This is a genomic window from Corynebacterium sp., assembly GCF_030826625.1.
Taxonomy (GTDB): Bacteria; Actinomycetota; Actinomycetes; order Mycobacteriales; family Mycobacteriaceae; genus Corynebacterium.
Window position 1 is genome coordinate 1 of sequence record NZ_JAPJNQ010000012.1, and the last position, 19,337, is coordinate 19,337.

At 57.1% G+C, this 19,337-nt stretch carries 16 protein-coding genes and 1 pseudogene; 13 read left to right on the forward strand and 4 right to left on the reverse strand.

Annotated elements, in window-relative coordinates; all coding sequences use genetic code 11:
* A pseudogene (locus RCH87_RS02720) lies at positions 1–251 on the reverse strand (serine/threonine protein kinase); the annotation flags it as partial.
* Positions 252–358: 107 nt separating this feature from the next.
* On the opposite strand from RCH87_RS02720, the gene RCH87_RS02725 reads away from it, so the two are divergent.
* A complete protein-coding gene (locus tag RCH87_RS02725) occupies positions 359–742 on the forward strand; it encodes an Rv2175c family DNA-binding protein (RefSeq protein ID WP_306515220.1) in 384 nt (127 codons plus the stop codon).
* Here the strand turns inward: RCH87_RS02725 and RCH87_RS02730 are convergent.
* The 3 genes from RCH87_RS02730 to RCH87_RS02740 form a co-directional block, all read right to left on the reverse strand.
* Complete coding sequence (locus RCH87_RS02730; protein ID WP_373690900.1) at positions 711–2,261, reverse strand: alpha-(1->6)-mannopyranosyltransferase A; 1,551 nt, start codon at positions 2,259–2,261, stop codon at positions 711–713. The two genes, RCH87_RS02725 and RCH87_RS02730, sit on opposite strands and share 32 nt — an antisense overlap.
* A 5-nt stretch (positions 2,262–2,266) precedes the next feature.
* Positions 2,267–3,424 carry a polyprenyl synthetase family protein gene (locus tag RCH87_RS02735; protein ID WP_306515222.1) on the reverse strand — a complete coding sequence of 386 codons (1,158 nt, stop codon included), beginning with the start codon at positions 3,422–3,424 and terminating at the stop codon, positions 2,267–2,269.
* Positions 3,425–3,531: 107 nt separating this feature from the next.
* Entirely contained in the window at positions 3,532–4,101 is a 570-nt protein-coding gene (locus RCH87_RS02740) for a GNAT family N-acetyltransferase (RefSeq protein ID WP_306515223.1), read from the reverse strand.
* 301 nt (positions 4,102–4,402) lie between these two features.
* On the opposite strand from RCH87_RS02740, the gene RCH87_RS02745 reads away from it, so the two are divergent.
* From RCH87_RS02745 to murG, 12 genes are all read left to right on the forward strand, one after another.
* The gene (locus tag RCH87_RS02745; RefSeq protein ID WP_306515224.1) at positions 4,403–4,864 is read left to right on the forward strand and encodes an SAV_6107 family HEPN domain-containing protein; all 462 of its coding nucleotides are present in this window, start codon (positions 4,403–4,405) and stop codon (positions 4,862–4,864) included.
* Positions 4,865–5,085: 221 nt separating this feature from the next.
* Entirely contained in the window at positions 5,086–5,526 is a 441-nt protein-coding gene (locus RCH87_RS02750; RefSeq protein ID WP_306515225.1) for a DUF3040 domain-containing protein, read from the forward strand.
* 635 nt (positions 5,527–6,161) lie between these two features.
* Positions 6,162–6,596 (forward strand): division/cell wall cluster transcriptional repressor MraZ, encoded by a 435-nt coding sequence (gene mraZ / locus RCH87_RS02755; protein WP_018120494.1) that lies wholly within the window; start codon positions 6,162–6,164, stop codon positions 6,594–6,596.
* Between the two features lie 143 nt (positions 6,597–6,739).
* Complete coding sequence (gene rsmH / locus RCH87_RS02760) at positions 6,740–7,828, forward strand: 16S rRNA (cytosine(1402)-N(4))-methyltransferase RsmH (protein WP_306515227.1); 1,089 nt, start codon at positions 6,740–6,742, stop codon at positions 7,826–7,828.
* A 2-nt stretch (positions 7,829–7,830) separates the two neighbouring features.
* Positions 7,831–8,787, forward strand: a complete 957-nt coding sequence (locus RCH87_RS02765; RefSeq protein WP_306515228.1) for a hypothetical protein — start codon at positions 7,831–7,833, stop codon at positions 8,785–8,787.
* Positions 8,788–8,893: 106 nt separating this feature from the next.
* Positions 8,894–10,840: a penicillin-binding protein 2 gene (locus tag RCH87_RS02770; protein WP_306515248.1), complete on the forward strand. Its 1,947-nt coding sequence runs from the start codon at positions 8,894–8,896 to the stop codon at positions 10,838–10,840.
* A gap of 49 nt (positions 10,841–10,889) precedes the next feature.
* On the forward strand, positions 10,890–12,449 hold the full coding sequence (locus RCH87_RS02775; protein ID WP_306515229.1) for a UDP-N-acetylmuramoyl-L-alanyl-D-glutamate--2,6-diaminopimelate ligase: 1,560 nt from the start codon (positions 10,890–10,892) through the stop codon (positions 12,447–12,449).
* Entirely contained in the window at positions 12,449–14,008 is a 1,560-nt protein-coding gene (gene murF, locus RCH87_RS02780) for a UDP-N-acetylmuramoyl-tripeptide--D-alanyl-D-alanine ligase (protein WP_306515230.1), read from the forward strand. The genes RCH87_RS02775 and murF overlap by 1 nt, the downstream gene beginning before the upstream one ends.
* A 6-nt stretch (positions 14,009–14,014) precedes the next feature.
* On the forward strand, positions 14,015–15,112 hold the full coding sequence (gene mraY / locus RCH87_RS02785) for a phospho-N-acetylmuramoyl-pentapeptide-transferase (RefSeq protein ID WP_306515231.1): 1,098 nt from the start codon (positions 14,015–14,017) through the stop codon (positions 15,110–15,112).
* Positions 15,113–15,179: 67 nt separating this feature from the next.
* A complete protein-coding gene (gene murD / locus RCH87_RS02790; RefSeq protein ID WP_306515232.1) occupies positions 15,180–16,646 on the forward strand; it encodes a UDP-N-acetylmuramoyl-L-alanine--D-glutamate ligase in 1,467 nt (488 codons plus the stop codon).
* Positions 16,647–16,648: 2 nt separating this feature from the next.
* Positions 16,649–18,175: an FtsW/RodA/SpoVE family cell cycle protein gene (locus RCH87_RS02795; RefSeq protein WP_306515233.1), complete on the forward strand. Its 1,527-nt coding sequence runs from the start codon at positions 16,649–16,651 to the stop codon at positions 18,173–18,175.
* Positions 18,148–19,263 (forward strand): undecaprenyldiphospho-muramoylpentapeptide beta-N-acetylglucosaminyltransferase, encoded by a 1,116-nt coding sequence (gene murG, locus RCH87_RS02800; protein WP_306515234.1) that lies wholly within the window; start codon positions 18,148–18,150, stop codon positions 19,261–19,263. Before RCH87_RS02795 ends, murG begins: the two co-directional genes overlap by 28 nt.
* Positions 19,264–19,337: the final 74 nt, after the last annotated feature.

Genomic DNA, 19,337 nt, shown 5'->3' on the forward strand with positions numbered 1-19,337 from the left:
CCGGTGGAGGAAAAATCGTAAACGCTCAACACATTGGGGTGGCGCAGCTGCGCCATGGCTCGTGCTTCACGGGTGAAGCGATCGCGCGAGATGGGATCGTCCAGATAATCGCCGTCCATGACTTTCGCGGCGACCGCCCGGCCGAGTCGAAGATCGAGGCAGCGGTAGACCGTCGACATGCCTCCGCGGGCAATTGCACGATCGATACGATAGCGGGATTCGAGTACTTCGCCTTGAGCAAGCCTAGTCATGGTTTCCAGTATGACTGATCAGCCACCGCAAATGTGCATAGAGGCAACGAGGACGCCACGAGCCGGGTGTTGAATTCGGCCTTGAACTGGGGAGTAGAGTGGTGGCCGTGAAGGAAAATAAGAAACAGTCGCGTGAACAATCGCTTGCCGCTTTGCTTGCCGACGAAAAGCTGCTGAGCCTACCGGAAGTTGCTGACAAGCTCGGGCTCCGGATTACTCGAGTGCACGATCTGCTGTCGGCGAAGCGCATTATCGCAGTGGAGCTCGACGGCCGCCGTTATGTGCCGGCTGCGTTTTTTAACGACAAGGATGCGATCAGTAAACACGTCGCCGGTATTATCACGGTGCTTTCCGACGGCGGGTACAGCAACGATGAGATTTTTCAGCACCTGTTCACTGTCGATGAAACCCTGCCTGGACGGCCAATTGATGCATTGCACGGGCACCTAGCGCGGGAGGCTATTCGGCGTGCGCAGGCATTGGCTTTGTAGAGCCCGTAGGCGTAGAGCCAATAGCCGTAGAGTCAGTAGCTGCAGATTCAGTAGGTGCTGGATACGAAATGCGCGCGCCTAGTGGGAAGACCAACACGGTCAATGCCCACGCGAAGGCTGCCGTAGCCAGCACCCACACCAAGTTGTAGAACTGATGATTGCCCCCTGCGGCAAAACCCAACGCGATAAACACTGAGGCACCGGTAGCGAATTTCCACACCCACATCGGCGGGCGCGCTACACCAACCAGTGAAATCAGCGATGCGTAGTACCACGGCAGCGTCACCGAGTTAGCCACGAAGGCAACCGAATAAGCAGTAACGATTCCATGAACGGCCGCGCGTTGAGTTTTTCGGAACACCAACCAGGCGATCACTAACCCGGCGAGCATCAACAGTGAGCCGACACTACGCGTAAGACTCAGCACTTGGTTATAGGTTAGAGAAACATCTGCCAAGCCCAGCACACCGCCGACGAGCACGTCAGTGAGCAATGTCGGCGCTGCCAATGGGTTGACCACCTTCGAGTTGCCGGTAATCTCTGTCAGCCAGCCCCACGACGAACCCGAAGCCATTGTTACCGCCGCGATCACCGCGACGGTTTCGACCACGGCAACAATACCGGCGACGCCGAGCCCAACGATGCGTTTCCACAACGGATCGCTCAGCGCGGTGTAATGCCGCAGTATCATCCACACCACGAACGGCAAGGCGATACCGGCGGTAGCCTTCAACGACACCGCCACCGCGATCAGCGCGATGCCAAAGATAAAACGCTTGCGCAATGCCAACAGCAGGCCGATCGAGACCAGCCCAACCATGACGGATTCGTTGTGCATACCGCCGATTAAATGCAGGATCATCACCGGATTCGCCGCGCCCAGCCATAAGGCCAACGCCGGGTTACCACCCAAGATGCGGGCGATTCGCGGGATAGCATAAACGATCCCGGCAAACCCGAGCACCGACAGCAGCTTGTAGGCGATAATTCCCGCAGTGACGTTGTCTCCAACGATGGTGGTGATGATCTCGCCAGTCCACAAATGCAGCGGGCCGTAGGGCGTGGTGGTATTGCGCCAATCGTGCGAAACCTCCAACAAATACGGCCCGGGATTGACCGCCGCGCCGTCATTATAAGGATCGAAGCCGTCGCGCAGCATAGCGCCCTGCATCAGGTAGGAATAGACATCCCGCGAAGCCAAAGGCCCGGCCAGCAATAGCGGGGCCACCCAGACGATGATGTGCTTGCGCACGCGCCGGGGAGCTGATTGCTTGTCGACGAGCTCGCGACCCAACAATGCCCAGGCGAAGACCAATAAAAACAGTGCTATCCAATACACCACGCTGGCAAGCCCACGGGAGTGCCCGAAGCTGAGAAAACTAACTCCGAGTTCGTCTAAGATTCCGCCACGGTTGCGTGCAGCTCCGGCAGCAAACGACGACAGCGTGAGCGCTACGGTCGCGGCCAGGCCGAGCCACAACGGAGCCGGGATCCGAACCCGCACGCTCGGTTGTACCATCGTCATCAGCTTTGGCGCCTTGTTGCTTTGATTGCCAACGCTTCCAAATTGTCGCGGACTTCGTCGGCAAGCGCTACCTGATGCAAATAACCCAATCCAGAATCCCGCAGCTGTCTGATGTGCGCTTCGATTTCAGCGACGGCACCGGAGTCCGTGATGATCTCGCGCATTCGGTTGATATCAGCCGGGTCGTCGGTGTTGCCGAGCATGCTTCGCAGTTCATTGGCAGCGGTGGGATCAGTCGTATCCGCGCGGGTTAGCGTGAGTGCCACCAACTCGGTCCGCTTGCCTTCACGCAAATCGTCGCCGGCGGGCTTGCCTGTGACGTCTGGATCACCGAATACCCCGAGCAGATCGTCGCGCAATTGGAACGCAATCCCGATATCGCGTCCGTAACCGCGGAAGGCTGCGATGAGTTCGTCGGAGCCACCACCGATCGCAGCTCCGAGGTGCAAGGGGCGTTCGATGGTATACGCAGCAGTCTTGAAACGGTTCACGTTTGCTGCCAAGCTGCGCGATTCGTCGGCACGTGCCTCCAAGGAAATATCCAGCATTTGGCCGCCGATGACTTCTTGCCGCATGCCGTGCCACGGCTGTTGCGCGCGTAGCAAAGCCTCCGGGCTGATTCCCGAACCGTGGAACAGATCATCGGCCCAGGCCAGGGCCATATCGCCGAGCAAGATGGCGATGGAAATACCGAAATGGCCAGCATCGCCTTTCAGATCGAACTGTTGGTGAGCATGAGCAACTTGACGGTGCACCGCAGGTTTGCCGCGCCGGGTTTCGGAGGCATCAAGAATATCGTCGTGGATGAGTGCGCAGGCCTGGATCAGTTCCAGGGCAGCGGCCGCACGGATAACCGCGTCCTGATCTTCGGAACCGTGATTATGTGCATGGGGATTCTCACCCCGGTAACCCTGTGGATTGATGTTTTCTGTGGCTGCACCCCAAAAACCCGCCCAGAGATATAACGGGCGGATCCGCTTGCCGCCGTCGAGAACAAAACGCTCCAGATAGTCGATGGCGCGGACAACCGGTTCGCCGATGTCGTTGAGCTCGTGCCGACGTTGTGCGAAAAAGTTTTCCAATTCTTGATGCACAGCAGCCGGAATTTTGTTGAGTGCGAGAAACGATGCGTTGGGATCGCGCGATTCGAATGCCACAGATAGTCCTTGCAAAGGTGATTGGGTAAAAGACGAGTCCAGGCCAGGAAGCTGGCTGTCTACTGCCATATAGCTACTGCCATATAGTTAACTTTTTACCAGTGAGCCTACTGGTTGGTCGATGCTTCCAAGGGCAGAGGGGCTGCCAAAATCGCGTATGCGCGCTGATCGCCCGGATAGTGTACGTGCCGAGCGAGGTCCTGAAAGCCCAAGGAGCGATATAGGCCGAATGCACGGTTGGCTTCATCTGGAACTTCTGGAGTGGAGAGCAGTAAATATTTGGCGGGTAGGTTCCATGCGAGTTGCAGTAGTAGTTGCTTGCCGACGCCATGGCCCTGTAGTTGCGGTAAGACGTGAAGTTCTGCCAGTTCGACGTAGCTGGCAAGTTTCGCACGATGTTCGCTCGTGCTGCCTGCTTGCTCCAAGAAGGCACGCAGGTGATTATCCCACCAGTAGCCGCGGTAGCCGAGAAATCCGTAGGCAAGCCCGATGATGGTGTCGCCGACGACGGCAATGACCGCGGTGAATCCGGGGTGGAAAATATCGCGGCGCCAGGCGTTTACTCGACTGTTCCTCATGGTGTGGGGGTAGTCCATTGCGTCGAGGTAGATGCTCACCAAATCCGGTGCCAGCAGGGAAAACTCTTGCGGGCTTATGCGACGGTATTCAATCTTCATGTTGGGCGGGAGCAATTCTTCGAACATTAATTCGAGGTTTGTGGGGTGGGTGTTAGTGGCGAGCCATAGTCTCAATTTCAACAGCGCAGCTTCATCGGTGAAGCGGTTAACGCAACCGAATGGTGCGAGGCGCTGAACGGCAAAGGCTCCAGGCTCAGCCCGGTAGAAAACCATCCTGAGTCTGGGCCTGGATACCGCAAAACTATGAATGTAGGCGAGGTGGGCAACGATGTCACAGGTGATTTCAGCAACGACTAAATTTAACCATACTGGCGGCACAGCGCGGGCAAGATCGCGTGTTGTGGCTAACTCAAGCACTAGGGCAGCGCGCACTGCGAAGTTGGCTGGCTCTACAATCGCCCGCTATTACAAGTTGCTAGAGACTGCAGATCTCCTCGTTGATCGAGCACGGCAATTTCTCCGGGATGGCGACCAGCAACAGGCGCTGGAATTCGCATACTGGGCGGGTTTGCGCTTAGCCGGAGCGCGCGTAATGGTCTCGCCGGTGGAAAAACGACGGCGGAAACCGAAGAGCGCATGGCAGCAATTGGCCTTAGTTAATAAGAGTGGTGAGCGGTGGGCTGAACTCTTCCAGCCTTATTCGCAGCTGTCCCGTGAAATTGAATTGGGGTTGGGTGCGGAAATTTCTCAGCTGCATGTACATGCGTTGTTGAAGCAGGTGGCGGAATTTCGTGCGGAAGTCGCTGCCGTGCAGTTGGCGCCTCGTAATGCAACCGGCGGCGCACAGCATCAGGCGGCTTAGTCGGGGCTTGATATGTGTCAGGCACAGTGGTGATCTACACAAGAAAAGTAGAAATTCCGGGAACTTTAGCGATAGTCTGGGCGTTAATTAGATAGAAAGCCGAAAGGGATGCGCTAAATTTCGCTCATCCATTTCGCGCTTTAGCTATTCAACAGCTAAACAACCATGTGGTTGCCGGCGAGCCGCATGGGATGTCATTCGCCCAACCAGGAGGAACCACCGTGGCGCTGTCAGAGCAAGAACAGCAAGCACTCCGCGAAATTGAGGAGTCGTTGCTCGCTGAGGATCCAAAATTCGGCTCCTCAGTGTCTGAAGAAGACTCATCCTTTACCGGCTTCGGGGAAGGTGGCGGGCTTACCCTCCGTGGGGTAGCACTGGCTGTGGTTGGTTTGCTTGCCGTCATTGGTGGTGCGGCAGCAGCGCAATTTAGCCTGTGGTATATCGCGATCAGCATCATTGGCTTTTTGATTATGTTCGGCGCTGGCGTTTGGATGCTGCGTGGCGGGAATAGTTCCGGTAGTCAACTGTCTGCAGCGTCATTGTCTAATGCCGTTTCTTCGTCGAAAACTTCGAAGAATGCATCAGCTTCGCGCAACGGTGGCAAGCGCACGTTGGGCGACAAAATGGAAGAGCGGTTCCGCTCCCGTTTCGACGAAAACTAACCGTTACAGGCGCAGGAATGCTGCGCTTTAGCTCAACGTTTTAGCTCTGCGCTTTAGCTCAACGTTTTCGCTCAACCTGGAGTTGGATCCTGTAGTTCATCACTACATTTCATAGCGAAAGATAACCCCGCGATGGTCTAGGTGATCATCGCGGGGTTTGTTGCGATTTAGTAGCGCTTGAATTCTCGCGGTTTTGCCCCCGCGCCCCACTGGGCCCCACTTTTTGGGACGATCACCCCCTTCACCCACTTTGTCCCACCACTGACGAAAAACTGGCTTGGTAACATCCGTAAAGCTTGTTCGCAACAGTATTTCCAGTGGTCAACCGCGTAAGAGTATATCTGCTTTTGGGTAGAGGCAAAGAATTTTAGGAATTTTCCCCACCCTTTTTCTTGTCTGCTACCTGCAGAAATGTGCCTGGGATTTCGTGAATGATGATTATGGTGTGGTGTCTGGGGTTGATTGTGGGGGAAAGTGGGGTAGAGTGGGCGTAGTCGAAGCAACCGGACTTGGTTTCTGTAGTTGAACCCCGAAGATAATTCGCTCAGGTTCAATCGTGGAAATTAAGCGAAGGTAGCAACGACACGGAGAAAACCCGTGTACCGGAGGAGTTGAGCGACAGGAGGTCACCGAGAATGTTTCTCGGCACGTACACTCCCAAGCTTGATGACAAAGGACGCCTGACACTTCCAGCGAAATTTCGCGATGAATTAGCTGGTGGGCTGATGGTAACGAAGGGGCAGGATCACTCTTTAGCGGTCTATCCCCGGGAAGAGTTCGCTGCTCGCGCACGAAAAGCGGCAACGGTCTCGCGTACCAACCCGGAGGCTCGTGCGTTTATTCGTAACTTGGCTGCAAGTGCGGATGAACAACGCCCCGACGGTAATGGTCGTATTACGCTGTCAGCGGCGCACCGCGAATACGCAAACCTGTCGAAGGAATGCGTGGTCGTTGGTTCCGTGGATTTTCTCGAAATCTGGGACAAAGAGTCCTGGGCCGCATACCAAGAACAGACCGAGGCTGCTTATTCCGCAGCCGACGCTGACGAAGTGCTGGCTGGCCTTCTCTAAGGCGGCGCACGGAGTGCGTATAAGGACTCTGTTCGAGGCGGATGCCTCTGGTGTACTTCCCCGACATCAGAAACCTGCCTCGGACAGAGCCCTATATGCACCCCAATATCATGAGACTTTCGCGCGAGGGGAGGACAGTAGCCATGGCGAACCCGACGGATACAACAGATCCAACTTCACCATCAACGAGCCACGGGCACATCCCAGTGATGCGCGAGAGAATGGCGGAATTGCTCGCGCCAGCTGTCGCTGCGGCAAATGGCACCGGAATTCTTGTCGACGGCACCCTGGGGGCGGGTGGCCACACTGAGTATTTTTTGCAACAGTTTCCACGCGTGCGAGTGATCGGGCTTGATCGCGACACCGCAGCATTGCAATCAGCGAGTCAGCGACTAGCGCCTTACGAGGCACGGTTTTGTGCGGTGCAATGTCGGTTCGATGAGTTCTCAGACAAACTTTCCACAGCCGGTGAAAACCCCGCTGATGCTGCTTATGCGGGCAACCCCGAGATCCTTACTGAAGCTGCTGAGCAGGGGATAGCCGGGGCATTGTTTGACCTCGGCGTCTCATCCATGCAGTTGGACCAACTCCAGCGCGGGTTCGCTTATCGGGCAGATGCACCGTTGGACATGCGCATGGATTCTGCAGGGCCAACCACAGCGGCAGATATTCTCAATACTTATTCGCATGGAGACCTAGCACGAATCTTGAAGGTCTACGGTGACGAGAAATTTGCTGGCAAAATCGCGTCCGCTGTAGTGCGGGAACGTGAAAAAGAACCTTTTAGCTCTTCGCAGCGACTCGTCGATTTGCTGTATTCCACCATTCCAGCGCCAGCCCGGCGTAGTGGTGGCCATCCGGCTAAACGTACTTTTCAAGCGCTGCGCATCGAGGTTAATCAGGAACTAGCGGCAATCGAGAATGTGCTGCCGATGACTACCGGCATGCTCTGCGACGGTGGGCGAGCCGTATTCATGAGCTACCAGTCATTGGAAGACCGCTTGGTGAAAAAGCACTTCCGCGATATTTCGCAGTCCAAAACCCCCGCGGGTCTTCCCATGGACCTACCCGGCACCGCCGCGGAATACCGTGTTGTCACACGTGGGGCGGAGCAAGCTAGTGAGGACGAAATCGCGGATAACCCGCGAGCTGCGTCGGTGCGGGTGCGTGCCGTCGAAAAGCTGCAAGATCAACAGACCGCCGGTGCGGTCGACCGGGAAGGTCGTGACTAGAGATGTATACCAGCACTGAAGAACGTCAGCGCGGAGCAGGTTCTGCTGCTGCGTCTACGAAGAATGCAGCAAATACAAATGCAACGGCAACCATGCCGCGTCGTGCGGAATACACTCGTGCCGGGCGCGGGACTGCTAGTCGCAGTCGTGCAAGTGCCGTGACTGGCTCTACAGCACAAAACTACCGTGGTTTAAACTTCGCGGAACCAGGCCAGCCAGAGCCAGCAATTCGGCAAAAATCCGCCCAAACAGGCCGTGGCCCGCGTCGTCTTGGGTCACAACAAGTCGTCAGCGTGCGTGGGCGTCGGGTGAATCCCGTCAAGCGCGTGACAACCCGTGCACGACTGTCAATCGTGGCAATCGTCATGATGATCGGTGGCATCATTTTCGCGATCTGGCTGTCTGGTGTCGCCACCCAACAAACGTTCCGCGTGCAAATGCTCACAGCAGAAGAAAGTCAGCTTAACAACGAGCTGGAAACTCTGCACCGCGACTTAGAAAACGTGCGTTCAGCAGCCGAAATCGCGGGCCATGCAGTGGAAGAGGGCCTGGAGATTCCGGTTAACCCAGGCATCTTGCGTCGGGAAGAAAACGGCGACATCGTAGAAGATCGCCCGGCTTCTGCAGAAACTCGTCCTATTATTGATGTCAACGGTGAACCTGTTCGTCCGGGGCAAGCTTCCAGCGACCCTGATGGTATTGGCGAGCTGCGCGAGCGGCTGGAATCGATTCCAGAAGGTCGTCGCGGTATCCCATATCCGCAGGCTGGAGCTCTGCAGGTACCGGAAGGTGCTGCCGCAGAAGTTGGTGGCCCTGCCGGCGCACAGCCAGCTCCGCAAGATCGCGGTGACGGTGAGCGCGGGCCCGCCCCTGAGCATGATTCTGCGCCGGGGCAACCAGCTGAACCCGAGAACAACGAAGCTGTGATTCAGGCGCCATACCAGCCCAACTTTCGCTAACTAGGAAGGTGACATTTCCACCGTGACATCTTCTGCATCGCGCGAACCGCGTGCTTCGGCGCGCCCTAAATCCCCGCGCACACCACACCAGGCGCAACGGTTTCTCATGCATAAGCGTTTGCGCTTGATAGCAGCATTATTGCTGGTGTTCTCGGTGGCACTCGTGGGGCGCTTGGCCTGGGTGCAAGTTGTGTGGGGGCCGGATCTTTCTGCGCGCGCCGAAGATCAGCGTGCCCGCATTTATGTGGACCCTGCGCGCCGCGGGGCGGTCCTTGACCGGGAAGGCAAACAAATCGCCTACACGATGCAAGCCCGTTCATTGACTGTGTCACCGACGACGCTACGTAAAGAACTTCGGGAACGCGCACAACTGGAAGCTGACGAGCGCTTAAGCGACGAGCAAAAAGATGACTACGTCACCGCCACGTTGCGCGAAATGTCGCGGGAGATTCCGAAGATGATCGAGGATGCGACCGACGACGACACAGATCTGAAATCCAAAGATTTGTTAGACAAGCTGCGTGCCGATACCCAATACGAAGTTCTAGTGCGCAACGTCGATCCGGATATTGCCGCTGAGATCTCTGAGCGCTTCCATGGCGTTGCCGCAGACCACCAAGATATTCGCCAATACCCGAACGGTTCCATTGCGGAAAACGTGGTCGGGCGAGTGTCAATGGACGGTAGCGGACAATTCGGGTTGGAGGCCTCACGAGACTCACAATTGTCGGGCATCAACGGCCGGTCTACGGAAGATGTTTCTACCAATGGCCAGGTCATCCCCGGCACTTTGCGTGATGAGACTCCAGCCGTCGACGGCAAAAACATCGAGCTGACCCTTGACCTGGACCTGCAGACTTATGTACAGCAACAGCTAGAACAAGCCAAGCGCAATTCCCAAGCGGAATCGGCAGAAGCCGTAGTCCTCGATGCCACCACTGGCGAAGTTTTGGCGATGGCGAACACCGATACCATTGACCCGAATGGCGACATTGCTCAGCAGCTCGAAGACGGCAAGCACTTCGACAACCGTTCGATTTCGTTCCCTTATGAGCCAGGTTCCGTCGCCAAGATCATCACCGCTGCCGCAGCACTGGAAGAAGGTATCACCACTCCGGATGAAGTGCACACGGTGCCAGGTTCGATTCAGGTCGCGGATGTCACGGTGAATGATGCATGGCCGCACGGGCCGTTGCCTTATACCACCGCCGGTATTTTCGGTAAGTCGTCAAACGTCGGCACGCTGCAGCTGGCAGACAAGCTGGGCCAGGACAAATTCGACGAGTACCTCAACAAATTCGGTATCGGCGATACCACTGGTATCGAGCTTCCGAATGAATCTTCAGGGCTGCGCCCACCCCGTGAGCAATGGTCGGGTTCGACGTTTGCGAACCTGCCGATCGGCCAAGGCATGTCCTGGACGACGTTGCAGATGGCCTCGGTTTTTCAGACCCTTGCCAATGGCGGTGAGCGGGTAGAACCACGCATTATTAAGCGTGACGACGATAAACGTTCCGGTAGCGCTGGCAACCACAGTGACGGCGACGGCTCGGACAGTGCGAGCGGCGCCAAAGATTCCGAAGATGGCAAGGGCGGCAAGGGCGAAGGCGGATCTGACGCTTCTGTCAGCGGCGACGGAAGCCCAGAAAAAACCCGCGTGGTGAGCAAAGAAACCGCAGCTAAGGTAGTCGATATGTTCCGTGCAACGGTGCAGGCTGACCCCGCAGGCATCAACAACGGTACAGCGCCGAATGCTGACATCGAGGGATACAACATCAGTGCCAAAACTGGTACGGCGCAAAAGGTGGATCCAAACACTGGCGCCTACTCGAATTCTGCATACTGGATCACCTTCGCTGGCATCGCCCCCGTTGATGACCCACGGTTCGTTGTTGCGATCATGCTCGATGAACCTAAGCGGGGAGTACTTGAAGGCGGCGGAGGAGGCGCTAGTGCAGGCCCATTGTTCCACCAGATCGCGTCTTGGTTGCTTGATCGCGATAACGTTCCGCCATCACCGGCCGCGCCAGAACTGACACTACAAGCGCCATAATGCCCCGATCCAAATGCCCCGATCCAGCAGTAGCACTAAGGAGTTTTCGATGAGCACCACTTTGGCCACATTGATCGCACAATTCGGCGGCAGACTAGCCGACGGTGCTGCGCAACCAGTACCCGAATCTGAAATTGCCATCACAGGCATTGGCTTGGATTCGAAAGCGATTGTTGCCGGTGAGATTTTTGCAGCACTTCCCGGTACTCGCACCCACGGTGCGGAATTCGCGACTGCTACCCAAGCCGCTGCAATCTTGACTGACGAAGCGGGCGCGGCGATTCTGCAGCGCAGCAACGAAACACGCCCGGTATGGGTCGTCGAGAACCTACGTGGAATTTTGGGCCGCATCGCCGCTGAAATTTATGGCCACCCTTCGGAAAAGATGCAGGTCATAGGTGTTACCGGTACCTCCGGTAAAACCACCACGAGCTACATCCTTGAAGCTGGTTTACGCGCGGCCGGTGCCACAGTCGGCATCATTGGAACCACCGGCACCCGCATCAATGGCACCAAAGTGCCGACGAATTTGACTACCCCCGAAGCCCCGAAACTGCAACAGTTGTTCGCGATGATGCTGGAACAGGGCGTGACACACGTTGTCATGGAGGTTTCCTCACACGCACTCGAGCTTGGCCGGGTAGCTGGCACCACCTTCGCCGTTGCTGGGTTCAGCAACCTGTCGCAGGATCACTTGGATTTTCACCCGACGATGGAAGAATATTTCCAGGCAAAGGCACGTTTATTCAGCGGCGCGCAGGCAGCGGCGAAAGCTGCCATTGTCGTCGACCAGCAGTGGGGCGAGCGCATGGCGGATATCGCCGAGAGCACTGGCGCCCGGTGCCTGCGTATTCAGACCAACCTCGGTGAATCTTCGCACGCCGATGTCGCGGTTGTTGCCTCCGAGCTCGAACCCAGCGGCATTCAGAATGTTCAGCTGCGTATCGCGGATGAGACGCTCACGCTGAATTTGCCTCTGCCCGGCAGTTTCAACGTCGCGAATGCAGCCCTGGCGTGCGCGATGGCCTCGCTTGCCGACGTCGAGCTGAGCGCGTTCTTGGCTGGTGCAGAAAACGTCGCGGTACCAGGGCGTATGGAATCGCTTGCCGCTGGGCAAGATTTCGTTGCTGTTGTCGATTATGCCCACAAACCTGGGGCGCTGGAGGCAGTTCTAGCAACCCTGCGTGGACAGGTTGCCGGCCGTGTGGGAGTAGTCGTCGGCTGCGGTGGTGATCGCGATTCCTCGAAACGTGAGGTTATGGGGCGTATCGCGGCAGAACAAGCAGATTACGTCGTCGTCACTGATGATAACCCTCGCACCGAAGATCCTGCTCCGATCCGGGCGGCGGTGATGGATGGGGCCCGGAAAGCATTGCGCGCAGCGCAACTAACAGAGACCGATCATTTGGTTGAAGAAGGGGACCGTGCCCGCGCGATTGAGCTGCTGGTCGGCTGGGCCCAGCCTGGGGATGCGATTGTGGTGGCTGGTAAAGGCCACGAGACCGGACAGATCGTTGGCGATACGGTGCACGAATTCGATGACCGCCAAGTGCTTGCCGAAGCCTTGTCAGCCCTTGGTTACCGTGCGAGTGAAGCAGAGGCAAAATAATGATTCCATGGACTATCGCGCGCATCGCAGAGATCGTCGGCGGGAAGTTGGATAATGTTTCCGATCCGCAGGCTGTTGTCTCTGGTCCCGTAGAATTTGACTCGCGCAAGATCGTCGCCGGTGGGCTATTTCTGGCTTTGCCTGGTGCGAAGGTTGATGGCCACGACTTTGCGGAAAAAGCGCATGAGGCTGGGGCAGTGGTCACGCTAGCGGCGCGCCCAGTAGGAACTCCAGCGATCATCGTGCCCAGCGATGCCGCGTCCGCCACAGCATCCGTCACAGAATCCGATACAGCGTCCGTCACAGCATCCGATGCCGCATCCGCCACAGCGTCTGCCTACGTTTATGCGCATGATTCCGATGGTTCAGTGCGCGCCTTACTGACAGCGTTGGCGAAACTTGCTCGCGCGGTTGTCACCGAACTCATCAGCACGAAAGCCCTCAGTGTGGTTGGTGTCACCGGTTCTGCCGGAAAGACTTCCACCAAAGACATGCTGGCAGCGCTCTTGTCGACGGCCGGGCCCACGATCGCCCCACCCGGATCCTTCAATAACGAAATTGGGCATCCGTATACAGCATTGCGTTGTGGTTCTGATACAGAATTCCTCGTCGCAGAGCTTTCTGCGCGCGGGCTTGGGCACATCGCGCAATTGGCAGAAATTGCCCCGCCGCGTATCGGGTTGGTGCTCAACGTCGGAAGCGCCCACTTGGGCGAATTCGGTTCCAAGGACACTATCGCACAGGCGAAAGGCGAACTTATCGAAGCCGTACCACCTGCTGCTGATGGCGGCGTCGCTGTGCTCAACGCCGATGATCCAGCTGTAGCAGCGATGGCGACGCGCACTCGTGGCAAGGTAGTGACCTTCAGTGCCTGCGGTGATACTGCAGCGGATTATTTTGCCAGCGACGTTGTCTTGGATGATCTCGCTCGCGCTCGTTTCCAGCTGCACAGTCGTCAGGCAGGTCCGGTGGAGATTAATCTGCAAGTCGTGGGTGCACACCAGGTCAGCAACGCGGTGGCAGCAGCAGCCGTCGCAGCTGAAGCAGGCGTCGCGATCGAGCAGATCGCCGTGTGCCTTAATGACTACCTCGCAGTTTCTGCACACCGGATGGATGTGCGCGAAAGGGCGGACAATGTCACGATCATCAATGATGCGTACAACGCGAACCCAGAATCGATGCGGGCGGGCTTAGCTGCATTGTCCTCAGCCGCTACGCAGCCGGCGCAAGCTATTGCTGTTTTGGGTGAAATGAGTGAGCTGGGCGACGATGCCAGCGCTGTGCACCGCGAACTGGGAATGCAATTGGCAGAGTTTGCCGTCGACACGCTGGTGGCCGTCGGCAAGACCGACAACATTGCAGCGTTGGTGGAAGGCGCGCTGGAAGCAGGCATCGACACTCGCCATGTTGCAGATGTGAATGGTGCGACGCGTACAGTGGAAGAGATCCTCCGCTCGGCGCAACACCGCGACGTGGTTCTGGTGAAGGCCTCGAACGCGTGGAGTTTGTGGCGGGTCGCTGAGCAACTCGCAAGCAAAGAGCAAGAGTATAAGGAATAGTAACCAGTGACTCAGATTATTCTCTCCGGTGTTATCAGCTTCCTGGTCGCAATTTTTACGACTCCGGTGCTGATCCGCTACTTCAACAATGTAGGCCGGGGTCAAGAAATACGGGAAGATGGGCCACGTTCGCACATCCGGAAGCGCGGCACGCCCACGATGGGTGGCATCGCGATAGTGCTCGGCATCACCGTCGCCTATGTGTTGGTGAATATCTATGGTTTGCTCACCAATGCCGGATCGTTCACGGCCTCCGGATTGCTGGTCTTAGGCTTAGTGCTGGGGCTGGCTGCTCTTGGCTTTGCCGACGACGGTATCAAGCTGTTCAAATCGCGGAACCTGGGGCTGAATAAGACAGGCAAGCTCATCGGGCAGCTCGTTTTGGCGATTGGTTTTGCGATCCTCGTGCTGCAATTCCCGAATGAAGAAGGCTTGACACCTGGTTCAACGAATCTGTCATTCCTGCGCGATATCGAGACTTTCGATATTGCAGCCGGCGGTGCGATCGTCGGTGGCATCATCTTCGTTATCTTCATGTACATCCTGATCTCTGCCTGGTCGAACGCCGTGAACTTCACCGATGGCCTAGACGGCCTGGCAGCCGGCTCCACGGCGCTGGTGATGGGTGGCTACACGCTGATCACGTTCTGGCAGTTCCGCAACTCCTGTGCGCAGGCCGTCGATGCTGCGTGTTACCAGGTGCGAGACCCATTGGATATTGCAATCCTGGCTTCTGCTGGCTTGGGCGCGAGCCTTGGTTTCCTGTGGTGGAATGCCGCGCCGGCGAAAATCTTCATGGGTGATACCGGTTCGCTTGCACTCGGTGGTCTGGTTGCAGGTATCTCGGTCACCACACGCACCGAATTGCTGATGATTATCATCGGCTCGATTTTCGTAGTCGAGGCCGCCTCTGTTGTCATTCAAATTGTCGTCTATCGCACCAGCGGTAAACGCTTCTTCCGCATGGCACCGATTCACCACCACTTCGAAAATGGTGGTTGGGCAGAAACTACCGTGGTTATCCGCTTCTGGCTGTTGTCCGCGATGGCGGTAATTTTCGGTACGTCGTTGTTCTACGGTGAATGGCTCCTTCTCACCGGATAGGGACCAACCGGAAATCTAGAGCAACCGGCAGCTACTGCCTGCCAATCGACAGACTGGAGACGAAGCGATGACCAACCAGAGCCCAAACCCTGCAGCTCACCAGAGTGCGAGTGTGCATCCCACAGAATTTTCCCGCGTATTGGTCGCTGGCGCTGGAGTCTCTGGCGCTGGGTGCGTCGCAGCGCTCGTGGAACTCGGCACCGAAGTCGTCATCGCGGATAATAATTTCGCCGCGGCGCAGGAGCTGGTAGAAAAACACCAATCGTCTTCCACCACCCTTTCTGCGGTGCGTGCTGGCGAAGTTGATTTCACCGCGGCAGAGTTTGCGGACTTCGAGCTCGTGGTCACCAGCCCTGGTTGGCCACCGCACGCACCGCTGTTGGTGGCCGCGCGTGAGGTTGGACTTCAAGTCATCGGTGACGTTGAGCTTGGGTTCCGGCTTGATCGTGCTGGTGTTTACGGCAGCCCCCGTGATTGGTTGGTGATCACCGGAACCAATGGCAAGACCACCACGACAGGCATGCTGACTTCAATCATGGACGCGCATGGGGCAACCGTCGGCAAGCGTGCGATGGCCACCGGAAATATCGGTGCTTCGGTTTTTGCAGCGTTGTCGGCGCAGCCTCGTGTCGATATTCTGGTTTTGGAAGCCTCCAGTTTCCAGTTGCATTGGGCGCCGACTTTGACGCCGGATATTGGCGTCCTGCTCAACATCGCCGATGATCACATCGATTGGCACGGAAGCTTTTCTGCTTATGCCTCCGACAAAGCGTCGGTGTTACGTGCGCCAAAGCGAGTGGTTGGGCTGGACGATGCGGCAGCAGCGCGTAGTGCAGCGGATACGCCACACCGTGGGTTCACTCAGCACGAGCCGCAATCTGGCCAAGTTGGTGTGCGTGATGGAATGCTGGTGTCTGCAGGAGATGTGCATGCACAACCGCCTGCAGAGGTGAAGCTGGCTCCGATTGCGGGACTCCAACCGCCGGGAGCGGCGGGAATTCTCGATGCCGCAGCGGCAGCGGCCGCAGCTTACGAATACGGCGTGGCTCCGGCAGATATTGCCGCAGGGCTTGCGCGTTATCGGGTAGCTGCACACCGTGGGGCAGTGGTCGCCAGTATCGGCGGGGTGGATTATATCGACAATTCTAAGGCCACCAACCCGCACGCTGCGCAGGCGGCGATGGCAGGCTTGGATTCCATCGTGTGGCTCGCTGGTGGCCAGCTGAAAGGCGCCAGTGTTGAGCAGTTGGTGCGTGAAGAATCCCACCGGATGCGAGCGGCAGTGCTGCTAGGCGTCGACAAGCACATCATTGCCGAAACTCTGCGTACATGTGCGCCACAAGTGCCGGTAGAAATCATCGAAAGCAGTGACCCGCAGGAGTGCATGCGTCAGGCGGTTGCTGCAGCGCAGCGCCAAGCGCAGGTTGGTGATGCCGTGCTGCTCGCGCCGGCGGCTGCTTCGCTCGATATGTTTTCTGGCATGGCCCAGCGTGGCGATCTGTTCGCTCAGGCAACATCCGACTACTCTGGTTAACCATGGCCACACAGACCCCGCAACGCAGCCGTCGCACCTGGCGTAACTGGAAGCTCAACTTGCCCAAGCATCCTGGCTTGGACTACTTGATGCTGCGCATTTCGATATTCGTGTTGGTCGGCATCGGCGTGGTCATGGCGTTTTCTGCGACCATGACGTGGTCGGTCATTGAAGGCAACACAGTCTGGGCGCAAGCGATACGGCAGACAGCCTATGTGCTGTTCGGTCTCGCCGTGTTTTGGTTTGCGCTGAGAACTCCATTCAGCACCGTCAAAAAACTGACTCCATGGTTTTTGGCGCTTGCTGCGGTATTGACGTTGCTGGTTTTCGTTCCGGGAATTGGTGTCGGCCGCAATGAGGTGGGTTCGCAATCCTGGATCGTGCTGGGGCCATTACGCCTGCAGCCTTCTGAGATCACCCGTATCGCCGTTGCAATGTTTGGTGCTTTGAGTTTGGCGAACAAGCGTCCGCCGCGTTCGTTAAACGAGGTCAAACTGACCAACCCGTTCGTGGTTTATATCTGCATTTCTATTCTGTTCTTCGGTGCGATGGTTGCCGAGGGCAATCTGGGTGTGGCGATGACATTCGCGGTCGTGGTCGGTTTCGCGCTGTTTTTCGCTGGCATCAACTGGCGCGTAATCGCTTTGGCGATCGTAGGCTGTGTCATCGCACTGATTTATGTCTTTTTGAGCGGTGGTTACCGCAGCGACCGCTTTACGACGTTTTTCGGCGCGTTCACCGGCAACTTCACGGACACCCGTGGCTCGGCCTTCCAGACTTATCAAGGCTTTTTGTCGCTTGCCGACGGTTCACTGACCGGCGTTGGCATCGGCCAATCGCGTGCGAAATGGTTTTACTTACCAGAAGCGAAAAATGACTTCGTTTTCGCGATCATTGGTGAAGAACTCGGATTGTTCGGTGGCGCGCTTGTCGTCACGATGTTTGTGATCCTGGGTGTTTTTGGCTTGCGGACCGCAATGCGCGCACAGAATCAGTTCCAATCGCTGCTAGCTGCGACGTTGACCGCGACTGTGGTTTCACAAGCGTTTTATAATATTTCCTATGTCATCGGTTTGATGCCCATGACCGGTGTGCAGCTTCCGTTGATTTCTTCCGGCGGCACCTCCACCGTGGTTACGCTTGGGGCGATGGGATTGCTGGCCTCTGTTGCACGGCACGAGCCAGAAGCAGTTTCCTATATGCAAAGCTATGGTCGTCCGCTGTTTGATCGAGTGCTGATGATCCCAGAGCCTACGGTTGCAGTCGCTTCTTCTCGCACGGCTGCTGGCCACCAACGTGGACGTGGCCGGGCAGGAAGTCGGCAACCAGCAGGACGCCCAGCCCAATCCCGTCCTGAGCATCGCCGTGGCGAGCAGCGCTTTGGCACTGCCGTGACCGCCCGCTCACGCTCGCAGCAGCCCGGCCGTTCACCCGCTGGTGAGCCAAGGGACCGCACTGCACGCACGAATTCGTACTCAAATCAGAAAGGCCGACCAGGAACATGGCGTCAACGACCGATTCGGCATTAACCGTTGTCCTCGCCGGAGGCGGTACAGCCGGGCACATCGAGCCAGCACTGGCGGTCGGCGAGGTCCTGCGTACCCGCTATAAAGCTGAGGTTTTAGCGTTGGGGACATCTCGGGGCTTGGAAAGCGATATCATTCCGTCCCGCGGTTTTGACCTGGAATTGATCACCCCGGTGCCGGTTCCACGCCGCATCAACGGTGATTTGTTTGCTTTGCCCTTCAAAGTTCTACGGTCGATTCGACAGGCCCGCAAAATCTTGAAGAAAAACCGAGCAGATGCCGTTTTTGGCACTGGCGGTTATGTTTCTGCTTCGGCCTACCTAGCAGCGAAATCGCTGGGCATCCCGTTTTATGTGTTAGAAACGAATGCGCTGGCGGGCATGGCCAACAAGATGGGTGTGCGCTTGGGCGGCACCGGTTTCAATGCGATAGAGAGCTCAGGCATGCCGGGCGATGTCGTGGGTATCCCTGTGCGCCCACAACTGACTGGGGGAGACCCGAGTGGGGAGAAGGCGGCGCGCGGCCGGGAACTGTTTGGGCTTGCCGACGATCGTCCCACCATTTTGATCACCGGCGGTTCCCAAGGAGCGGCTTCGATCAACACTGCGGTCGCCGGAAGCATCGACCGTCTTCTTGCTGATGGTTACCAGGTATTGCACGCCTACGGGAAGAAAAACGATCCCCCGGCGGAGAAAAAACACTATGTTTCCTTGCCATACATCGAGGACATGGGTGCAGCACTCGCAGTTGCCGATCTGGTGGTGTGCCGCTCTGGAGCTATGACAGTCGCGGAAGTTTCTGCGTGTGGTTTGCCTGCGATTTACGTGCCCTTGCCGATTGGGAATGGTGAGCAGGGCTTGAACTGCAAAACTGTGGTGGCCGAAGGCGCGGCACGTAAGATCGACGATGCAAAATTCTCGCCTGACGTGATGTATGAGGCAGTTACCGAGATTCTGGGTGACGAAGAGAACTACCGACAGATGCGCAAGGCAGCGGCTGCTTCAGAACAAGGCGATGCTGCGTGGCGTTTGGCCGAACGTATCGTCTTCGATAATTCGACTACTCAATCCACCCGCGAGTCCACGAGCTAGGAGTTCACCGTGGCAGAACACAACTCTGCAGATACCATTGATCTTTCCCGTGTCCACCTCGTGGGCATAGGGGG